This is a genomic window from Tistrella arctica, from assembly GCF_039630945.1.
Classification (GTDB): Bacteria; Pseudomonadota; Alphaproteobacteria; order Tistrellales; family Tistrellaceae; genus Tistrella; species Tistrella bauzanensis.
Window position 1 is genome coordinate 1 of sequence record NZ_JBBKTV010000059.1, and the last position, 225, is coordinate 225.

Annotated in this window: 1 protein-coding gene; it reads left to right on the plus strand. The window is 64.4% G+C overall.

Annotated features, from left to right (window positions below):
• The coding region (locus WG924_RS28180) for a cadherin repeat domain-containing protein (RefSeq protein ID WP_345936350.1) at positions 1 to 225 on the plus strand (225 nt) is incomplete at both ends.

Sequence of the window (225 nt, forward strand, 5' to 3'; positions counted from 1 at the left end):
GTGAAGACGCACAGGTGATCGGCACGGTGACGGCGAGCGACCCGGATGCGGGTGACACGCTGACCTTCACGGTCGATGATCCGCGCTTCGAGATCGTGGACGGCGTGCTGCAACTGGCGGGGGGTGAAGTCCTCGATCATGAGACCGAGCCGTTCATCGACCTGACGCTGACCGCGACCGATGCCGAGGGTCTTGAGACCAGCAGCGTGGTGCGGATCACGGTGA